This window comes from Streptomyces purpureus (assembly GCF_014648195.1).
Taxonomy (GTDB): domain Bacteria; phylum Actinomycetota; class Actinomycetes; order Streptomycetales; family Streptomycetaceae; genus Streptomyces; species Streptomyces purpureus.
On record NZ_BMQQ01000060.1, the window covers coordinates 1 to 9,383 of the forward strand.

8 protein-coding genes and 1 pseudogene are annotated in these 9,383 nt (G+C 72.5%); all 9 read left to right on the forward strand.

Annotated elements, in window-relative coordinates; all coding sequences use genetic code 11:
* Positions 1–837 (forward strand): RiPP maturation radical SAM C-methyltransferase (locus tag IEZ01_RS34070; RefSeq protein WP_506417171.1); only part of this gene is annotated, 837 nt, incomplete at its 5' end.
* 110 nt (positions 838–947) lie between these two features.
* The gene (botA, locus tag IEZ01_RS34075) at positions 948–1,085 is read left to right on the forward strand and encodes a bottromycin family RiPP peptide (protein WP_019887075.1); all 138 of its coding nucleotides are present in this window, start codon (positions 948–950) and stop codon (positions 1,083–1,085) included.
* A 68-nt stretch (positions 1,086–1,153) separates the two neighbouring features.
* On the forward strand, positions 1,154–2,314 hold the full coding sequence (locus IEZ01_RS34080; RefSeq protein ID WP_189205631.1) for a hypothetical protein: 1,161 nt from the start codon (positions 1,154–1,156) through the stop codon (positions 2,312–2,314).
* The gene (locus tag IEZ01_RS34085; RefSeq protein ID WP_189205633.1) at positions 2,232–3,569 is read left to right on the forward strand and encodes a YcaO-like family protein; all 1,338 of its coding nucleotides are present in this window, start codon (positions 2,232–2,234) and stop codon (positions 3,567–3,569) included. The genes IEZ01_RS34080 and IEZ01_RS34085 overlap by 83 nt, the downstream gene beginning before the upstream one ends.
* A complete protein-coding gene (locus tag IEZ01_RS34090) occupies positions 3,566–5,470 on the forward strand; it encodes a RiPP maturation radical SAM C-methyltransferase (protein WP_189205642.1) in 1,905 nt (634 codons plus the stop codon). Before IEZ01_RS34085 ends, IEZ01_RS34090 begins: the two co-directional genes overlap by 4 nt.
* Positions 5,463–6,257 carry an alpha/beta fold hydrolase gene (locus IEZ01_RS34095; RefSeq protein ID WP_189205644.1) on the forward strand — a complete coding sequence of 265 codons (795 nt, stop codon included), beginning with the start codon at positions 5,463–5,465 and terminating at the stop codon, positions 6,255–6,257. Before IEZ01_RS34090 ends, IEZ01_RS34095 begins: the two co-directional genes overlap by 8 nt.
* Positions 6,254–7,678: an amidohydrolase family protein gene (locus IEZ01_RS34100; protein WP_189205646.1), complete on the forward strand. Its 1,425-nt coding sequence runs from the start codon at positions 6,254–6,256 to the stop codon at positions 7,676–7,678. The genes IEZ01_RS34095 and IEZ01_RS34100 overlap by 4 nt, the downstream gene beginning before the upstream one ends.
* Entirely contained in the window at positions 7,668–8,867 is a 1,200-nt protein-coding gene (locus IEZ01_RS34105) for a cytochrome P450 (RefSeq protein WP_229833357.1), read from the forward strand. The genes IEZ01_RS34100 and IEZ01_RS34105 overlap by 11 nt, the downstream gene beginning before the upstream one ends.
* A gap of 7 nt (positions 8,868–8,874) precedes the next feature.
* A pseudogene (locus IEZ01_RS34110) lies at positions 8,875–9,383 on the forward strand (RiPP maturation radical SAM C-methyltransferase); the annotation flags it as partial.

A 9,383-nucleotide genomic window follows, 5' to 3' on the forward strand; every position in this document is an offset into this window, starting at 1 on the left:
CGCGGCATGCGCCGCGCCGGAGTCCGCTCCGTCCAACCCGGCATCGAATCCCTCTCCACCGAAGGACTCCGCCTCCTCAAAAAAGGCGCCACCGCCTACCAGAACGTACGCTTCCTCCTCGGCTGCGCCGAATACGGAGTCCGGGCCGACTGGAACATCCTCACCGGCTATCCGAAGGAAACACCCGAGTCGATCACGGCCCAGCTCGACCTCGTCGCCTCGCTCACCCATCTGACGCCGCCCCACATCACGCTGATCCGGTTCGACCGCTTCAGCCCCTATGTGGAGTCTCCCGAGTCGTACGGCCTGTCCCTGTCCCGCCCCCTCCCCGGCTACCAGTACGTCTATCCGGAGCTGTCGGACGAGGACGTGTGGAACATCGCGTACCACTTCGAGGGCGAATTCACCGACGACCGCCGCAACATCGAGATCCGGCGGCGGCTCGCGGCCCGGGTGCGGCTCTGGCGGGCGCATCACGACGAGGCCCGGTTCAGCTACCGGCTCGGCTTCGACTCGGTCGCGCTCCACGACCACCGCCCCGGACTTCCGACCCGCGACACCGTCCTGACCGGCGACGACGCACGGCTCTTCCGGGCGGTCATCGGCGGCACCAGGTTCCGTGATCTTCAGGGGCAGGGGTGGGAGGGGGAGCGCTGGGACAGTGCGCTGCGGACGCTGCAGAGCTGGCAGCGAAACCGGTGGGTCTACATCGAAGGCACGAAGGTGATCGCACTCGCGGTACGCGACCAGCCCTCGGCCTATCGGACCCCGCCGGCCAAGGGCACTCCCCGGCGGGCCCGCACCCCCGTACCACTCACGCTCACCGTCCGACGTTAAGGAGGCCGCTTCACATCCGCGGACGGGCACCGCGCAGACCAGTGGACACACCGACCGAACGGCACAGCCAGAGGCGAACCGAGCCTTCAAAAACGGAAAGGATCACTGGAATGGGACCCGTAGTCGTATTCGACTGCATGACGGCGGACTTCCTCAACGACGACCCCAACAACGCCGAGCTGAGCGCCCTCGAAATGGAGGAGCTCGAGTCCTGGGGTGCCTGGTCCGAGGGTGACTCGGCCGTCTGACGCCTGACCCGGCGCAGGCACCAGGCGTGAAGTCGGCGCGACGGGCGCACCGAGGGGAAGAAGGGCCCATGCTGGAGGCATCGGTGGCGGACTGCGCACTGCGTGACGTCGTCCACCGCTCGTATCGATCGGATCGAACGGTGACGGTGCGGTGCACGGTGCACCCCGCGTCGGGCTCGCCGCCCGCCGATGGCTACGGCACCGCCACGACCGAGGCCGTCGCACGGAAGAAGGCCCTGTCCGAAGCCGTGGAACGGCTCCTGGCGTGCACCCCCTTCGCCTCCGTCGCCCGTCCGCCGACGACACACCTCACCACCACGGGCGACGACCGGAACCCGTGGCCGGCAGGGGTGCGTACGGCACCCGAGGGGTGCCTCACCCGTACCTACCGGCCGCTGACCCGTGGAGCCCTGCCCCGGCAGGTGCCTCTGTTCTGGTCGTCGCCCTGGATCGCCGGCGAGGAACTGCGGTCGGCGCTCCTGACGGCGCAGACGGCCCGGCTGTCGAGCACCATCGGCTGGGCCGTCGCGCCGTCGCCCGAAGCCGCCCTGCGCGGCGCGCTGTTCGAACTCACCGAGCTGATCAACTACGGCGTTTTCCTCTTCCGGGCCCTCGCGGGCCCCCCGCACGACGGCCGGGACTCCGGTCCCGGGCCGCTGATCCTCCCCATCGACGGTGCCACCCGCACGCCGACCGTCCTCGCCGTGGCGCGGGGCGGCGGCCGCCGGATGCCCGCCACCGGCCTCGGCTCCGGCACCACCCGGGCCGATGCGACCGACCGCGCCCTCCTCGAACTCGCCCAGGCCGTCACGCTCTGGCGGTCCAACCCGACCGGCATCCCCGCCGAACGCCACTTCATGCGCCGCTTCGACCGATGGCCGCTGCTGACCCGCTGCGCCACCTTGGACTTCGACCTGACCGGCTACGACGCGCCACCCGACGGTGGGCCGCGCCCGTCCCCCCTGGAAGAGCTGGAGGCCAGAGGGATCGCGGTATGGGCCGACTCCGGCGCCCTCGACCTCTCGGGCCCGGACCTGGCGCGGACCCGTCTCCACTTCGCGCAGGTGGTGGCGGATCCGCAGCCGCTGCTGGGCCTTGTCCGCGCAGGTATACCCGTGTTCGACACGGGGGAAGTGAGGAAGATCCTTGACTCGTCCCGCCGAGAACGACCTGCTGACCGCCGCCCTTCTGGACGGAACGCTCAAGGAGGATGTCCCGCCCGAGCGTGAGACGCCGCTGGGCAAGGCGCTGGCCGCCGTCGGCGACTGGCTGGCCGCCGAGCGGCTGACCGCCGACATCCGTAAGTACGGCATCGACTCCGCGCCCACCTACGAGGTACAGCTGAAGGACGCGGACGGCGCCCTGTGTTCGCGCAGCTCCGGCAAGGGACTGGGCCACCGCTCCCTGGCCAGCGCGCTGTTCGAGAGCGCCGAGCACTACCACCTCGACTGGCGGCGCGACCCGCGCGCCTCCGACACCGTGTTCCTCTCCGGCCGGGAGATCGCCCGGCAGCCCACCGCCCGCCGCTCCGCGCTGCTGCAACGCCTCGGCGGGATCGCCGCCGACGCACCGGTCCTCACCCGCGAGTACCGGCCGGTGGCCGAAGCGCTGGCCGAGCCCGCGGACGGGGCGGCGCCGCACCGCCAGCCGGTGTTCCTGCGCGACGGCGGCTACCGCAACTGGCCGCACCCGGCCGACGACGGCTCCTTCCGGACGCTGTGGCACTACACCTCCAGCGCCGGGTACGCGGCCGGGGCCACCCTCCATGAGGCGCTGGTGCACGCCGTCAACGAACTCGTCGAGCGGGACGCCTGGTCGTACCAGCTCGCCCGGTCCTACTTCGGCCTGGCCGACGGCGGTCCCGCCCTGCGCGTGGTCGATCCCGCCACCCTCCCCGCCGAACTGCGGCAGTTGGCCCGGCGGGTCGAGGCGGTCCGGGACGCGCCGGTCCTCGTCGTCGACGTCACCTGTGACACGGGCGTGCCGGCGTATGTGGTGTGCGACGCGGAAAGCCGGGAGGACGTGAGGCTGATCGGCTCCGGCGCCTCGCCCGTGCGGACGTACGCGCTCCAGCGGGCGCTGCTCGAATACCTCCAGGTGCGCACGATGTTCGAGCACGGGCCGGTCGACGCCGACACCGAGGCCCGGCAGATCGGCACGGCGCTGGCCCGCTATCCCCGCCACCTCGCCGCGGCCCGGTTCGACATCCATGAACTCCCTCATGAGCAGGTCGCGTTCGCCTCTGACGGCGGGCTGTCCGCCGCCGCGTCTCCCGAGGATCTGCTGCGGCATCTGGTGGACCGGCTGCGGGCGGTCCGCGTCGACGTCCACTACCGGGTGCTGACCAGGCCCGGCGCGGTGACCGTCGTCGATGTCGTCGCCCCGGGCCTGGAGATGCTGGACAAGGCCCGGGCGGGCTATCCCGTGCTGCCGACGGGGCGCCTCGCCGAGCGGCTGCGGTCCAGGGGGAGTGAGCGGGCATGAGGCTGGTGCTCGTGGCGCCGCCGTGGAACAGCCTCTACCGGCCGTCGATCCAGATCGCCACGCTCGCGGCGCTGGCCACCGAGGGGCGCGGCGACCCGATCGGCTCGGTCTACGGCTATCTGGACTGGTTCCAGTTCGCCGTGGAGGCGCTGGAGTGCGACCCGGAGGAGTTCGTCACCGTCTACGACACGATCGGTGAGGAGCTGTACGGGCTCGGAGTCGGCGACTGGATCTTCGGCTCCACCCTCGCCGCCGCGACCGGGCCGGGCGAGGAGCCGGCCCGGGAGGCGTACGCGGCGTTCCTGCGGGAGCACGGGGTGGCCGATGAGCTGGTGGAGCGGATCCTCGCGCTGCGGGAAGTGGCGCCCCGCTTCGCCGGGCTGCTCGCCGACCGGCTGGTCGCCACCGGCGCCGAATGCTTCGGGTTCACCACCTCCTTCAGCCAGTTGGTGCCGGCCCTGGCGGTCGCCCGGGCAATCAAGGACCGGGCCCCGGAGCGGCTCGTCCTGCTCGGCGGGGCGAACTGCGACCGGCCCATGGGCCAGGCGGTGATGGAGGCGTACCCCTTCGTCGACGCGGTGGTGCAGGGCGAGGGCGAGGGCGCGGTGGCGGCGATCGCGGCCGCCCGGAGCGTGGCCGACCTGGCCGCCGCGCCGGGGCTCGTCCTGCGCCACGAGGGCGCCCTGCGGGTCTCGCTGCCGGCGGTGCGGCCCGCGGAGACGGCGCCCGTGCCCCGCTACGACGAGTACTTCCAGCGGCTGGCGGCGCTGCCGTGGCCGGGGCTGATCACCCCGCATGTGGCGCTGCCGTTCCAGATGTCCCGGGGCTGCTGGTGGGGCGAGAAGATGCAGTGCACCTTCTGCGGGGAGAACGGCAGCGGCATGGTCTACCGCAGCAAGCCCGGCGCGCAGCTCACCGAGACCCTGAAGACCCTGACCGAGCGGCACGGGGTGTTCGACACGTACGCCGTGGACACGATCCTCGCCAGGAACGACAACGGCCTGTCGGCGCTGGCCGACGCGGAGGTGGACATCACCACGTTCTTCGAGGTGAAGGCCAATCTCGGCCCCCGGGAGCTGGGTGAGATGCGGGCGGCGGGCGTCACGATGGTCCAGCCGGGCATCGAGAGCCTGAGCACCGGCGCGCTGCGGCTGCTGCGCAAGGGCGCGACCGGCTTCCACAATCTGCGGTTCCTCGTACTCTGCCAGGAGCTGGGCATCGACGCCCAGTGGAACCTCCTCTCAGCCATGCCGGACGAGCTGCCCGAGATGCTGGAGGAGCAGCTGCGGCTGATCCCGTTCATCACGCACCTGGCGCCGCCGTCGACGGTGAGCAAGGTCCGCGTCGACCGGTACAGCCCGTACTTCGAGAAGCCGGACGACTTCGGCATCGAGCTGCGCGGCCCGGAGAAGAAGTACCGCTTCGTGCACGCGGGTACGGGCCTGGACCGGACGGCTCTGGCCTACTCCTTCGAGCACGAGCAGGTGACCGGCGCGAAGACCGACGAGGCGCAGATGCTGACGCTGCGCCGCAGGCTGGGCGCGCGCGTGGGGCTGTGGAAGAAGCTGCACGGACAGTCCCGCTTCTCCTTCCGCTACGGCCCCGGCATCACGGTCCTGCACGACTACCGCCCTCATGTGGGCACGGGCCGGCATGTGCTGCGGGGGGCCGACGACCAGCTGTTCCGCTCGCTGGTGCACGGCGGGCGGCTGATGCAGGCGGTAGCCCAGGCCGGGGAGATGGCGGGCCGCTCGGAGGAGCGGGTGCACGAGACGCTGCGGGACTGGGCGGGACGCGGCTGGATCCATCTGGAAGGCAGGCGGGGGCTGGTGCTGGCGGTGCGGGACTCGATGCGGGACGAGTTGGGCCGGGCGGCCGAGCTGAGGGGCGAGCATGTCTAGCGGGCGGCCGGGCGGGCCGGAGGCGTTCGAGGTGACCTCCCGGGACGGCACTGCGATCCGCGGGGTGCGCCGCCCCGGCCCCGGCGAGCCGCTCGTGCTGGTGCACGGCGTGGCCATGGACCGCCGGATCTGGTACGAGTCGGGCTTCCTGGAGGCGCTGGGCGTCGACGCCCATGTGATCACGGTCGATCTGCGCGGCCGGGGCGAGAGCGAGAAGGTCGGCAGCGCCGAAGGCCATGGCATCGACCGCTATGTGGAGGATCTGCGGGCGGTGTTCGACCGGTTCGGCGCGCGGCGGTACGGCGTCTTCGGTACGTACTTCGGCGGACGGATCGCGCTGGCCGCCGCCGGGACCGATCCCCGGGTCGCCCGGGCGTTCTCGTTCTGCGCCCACGGCGAGGAGGTGGAGATCCCCGAGGGCGCGGTCGAGGAGGAGGCCCGCGCGGTCGAGGGGCCGGACGGGCACCGCTATCTGCGGGACCACTTCACGCGCAAGGGCGCCCCGCCGTGGATGGTCGAGGCCTGCGGCCGGGTCGACCGCGACGAGCTGGGTGCGGCGACCCGGGGGCTGCTGTACGGCTCGGACCGGCGGACCGAGCGCGGCCACCCCGACCAGGAGCTGGTCCTGATCACCGCCGAGGGCGACGCGGACCTGGCGCCGTTCCACGCCGGGGAGAAGCGGCTGGGTGCCCGGCTGTGGCTGGTCGGCAGCCCGACCCGGGTGCGGGCGGCCGGACGGCTCGCCGAGGTCGGACGGCGGCTGGCGCGGAAGGAGGCCGGGTCGTGAGTCCCTCGGTGACCGAGGACGCCCAGTGGCGGCACCGCAGAGGGCTGCTGCCCGAGGGCGATCCGCTGGTGGCCGCCCTGGAGCGGCTCGCGGACCGTCCCCGTACGCATGTCTTCAAGGCGGTCGGGCTGATCGACGCGGCCACCGGCGAGACGGCCCCGCCGCGTGATCTGGAGGTGGCCGACGGGGTCGTCGCGGGCTGGAGCCCGACACCGCCGGTGGACGGCCGGCCGGCGCCGTACGACTGGTACGTCACCCCCGGCTTCGTCGACGCCCACGCGCATGTCTCGTCGGTGTCCGACCTCGTCGGGCTGCTCGTCCACGGGGTGACGGCCTATCGGCAGTTGTGGGGCGAGCCCGCGCATCTGCTCGCCGCCGGGGTGCACCGGGCCCGGCACGCGGTGCTGCCGCGGCCGTGGGTGACCGCCGGGGTGGTGGACGGGCCGGGCTCCCATGTGCCGCAGGCGGCCACGATCGTCTCCGGGATGCGGGACGTGGCGAAGGTCGTCGACGACGTGCTCGGCTTCGGCTTCGACGGCATAAAGGTCTACGACGACGTCGAGCGGCCGGTGTTCGAGGCGCTGGTACGGGACGCGGACCGGGCCGGGATCCCCGTGGTGGGGCATGTGCCGCAGGCCGTACGGCTTGATGTGGCGCTGCGGACCATGCGTTCGACGGAGCACCTCTACGGCTTCGTGCCCAACGTCTTCCGGCTGCCCGCGGCCGAGCGCTGGGACGCGCTGGCCGACGCGCTCCGGCACCACCACGGCGACCGCCTTGCGGAGGCCGCGGGGCATTTCGTGTGCCCGACGCTGGTGGCGTGGCGGGCGCGGACCGGGGAGCGTCGCTTCACCCGGCCCTCCAGGGCGGTCCTTCAGGCGGCGACGCCGAGCCGGCGTCCGGCCTGGCAGGCGGCGGCCCGGGACGCGCTGCGGCTCGATCCGGCGGATGCGGAGCGGCGCGGCGCGCTGGTCGACCGGCTGGGCCGGATCGCCCGCGCCCTCGCCGAGGAGGGCGCCCGGCTGCTGGTGGGCACGGACTGCGGCAACCCGTTCGTCGTCGCCGGGCCGTCGTTCCACAAGGAGATCGCGGAACTCACCCGGGCCGGGCTCGGCTTCGGCGCCGTGCTGAAGGCGGCGACCGCCGACGCGTACGACGTCATGGGGTGGCACGACAAACCGGCCGCCGGACGGGCGGACCTGGTGTTCTACCGGCGGCACCCGGACGACGGGCCCACCGGCCTCGCCCGGCCCGACGGGGTGCTGGTCGACGGGGTCTTCCTCGACGGCGAGGACCTCGACCGTCTCTGGAGCCTGCGCCTGAGCGCGGCGGGGCTCGACCCCTCCGCCTGGGCGCGGGGCGCTCTCGATCCGCCGGTGACCGGCGCCCGACCCGACAAGGAGGCCGCGCATGCGGGCTGAGAACGGACCGACTCCGGCGCCAGGACAGCAGGGGGCCGGGCAGTGCCCCGTGGACTTCGACTTCTTCAACGCCCCCGCCGAGTACCGCCGGGTGGCGGCCGCCCACGCGCGCGAGGGCGCCTTCTACAGCGGCCGGGGGTCCGGCTTCTGGGTCCTGACCACCTACGACGGGATCTGCGAGGCCTTCAAGGACGAGGACACGTTCACGGTCGGGCGGGTCAGCGCCGCCGAGGGCGCCGAGGAGGAGCGCTGGATCCCGCTGACCGTGGAGGGCGACCAGCACACGCAGTGGCGCCGCAGGCTGGCCTCCTGGTTCACCCCGCAGCGGGTGCGCGAGCTGACCCCGGAGATCCGCCGCAACGCCCGCCGGCGCATCGAGGCCTTCCGCGACAAGGGCGAGGTGTCCTTCAACGAGGACTTCGCCCGGCCGTACGTCCTGGAGAACCTGATGACGGCCGTCGGCTGGCCGCTGGACGGGCTCGGCCTGCTCCTCGCCATCAACCGCGCGATGATCGACTCGCGGTCCGCTCCCGACCCGCGGGAGGCGGCCTACGGCGAGCTGGGCCTGCCCGCCCTGGAGAAGTTCGCCCGACGCCACATCGAGCTGCGCCGCGCCGAGCCCGCCGACGATCTGACGACGGCCAGCTTCGACTGGGAGATCGACGGGACACCGGTGAGCGACGACGACCGGGCCTCGCTGCTGTGCGTGCTGTTCCTGGCGGGCATCGACTCGACGGTGAACCACATGGCCAACGCCATCCAGCACCTGGCGCGCGACGAGGAGGACCGGGCGCGGTTCCTGGCCTCCCGGGAGATCCGTCCGGCGGCGGTGGAGGAGTTCCTCCGGGCCAACTCCTGCATGTATCCGGGGCGGATGGCCGTCCACGACGGGGCGGGTGGGCACGCGGGGCGGGGGCAGACGGTGCTGCTTCCACTGGCGCTCGCCAACCACGACCCGGAGGTCTTCCCGGAGCCGGAGCGGGTCGATTTCGACCGGGAGCGCAATCCGCACATCGCCTTCGGCACCGGCCCGCACCAGTGTCTGGGCGCGGCGTTCGCCCGCGCGCAGATCCTGACCGCCCTGGAGGAGTGGCACGACCTCCTGCCGGGGTACGGCGTGCCGCCGGAGCAGGCCGGATCCCCGGCGCCGTTCCTGCGCAACGACTACGACCTGAGGCTCGTCTGGTGAGGGTGCCATGACCGATACCGGCCGAGTGACGCTCGTGTCGATGCCGTGGAACAACGTGAAGCGCCCGTCGATCCAGGTGGGGACCTTACGGTCGGTCGCCGAGGAGGCGGGCTGGCGGGCCGCGTCCCACTACGCGTATCTCGATTTCTACGGTCTCGCCCGCACCTCGCTCTCGATGAGCGACGCGGAATGGGACGACGCCTACGAATCGGTGTCCGAGGGGCTCTACCACCTCTCGGTCGGCGACTGGATCTTCGCCCGTCGAGACGCGAACTCCGCCCAGCGCGACGCCTATTTCACCGAATTGCGCGGCAAAGGGATCGACGAAGCCACGATCGCCCTGATAGACGCCTTACGGGAGGTGGCGGACCGGCATGTGGAGGAGACGGCGGCGGGACTTCTGCGTTCGTCCCCCGACGTGGTCGGATTCACCTCCACATTCAGTCAGAACGGTCCGACGCTGGCGGTGGCCGAACGGCTGCGTACGGGCGGCTTCGAAGGCGTGATCGTCCTCGG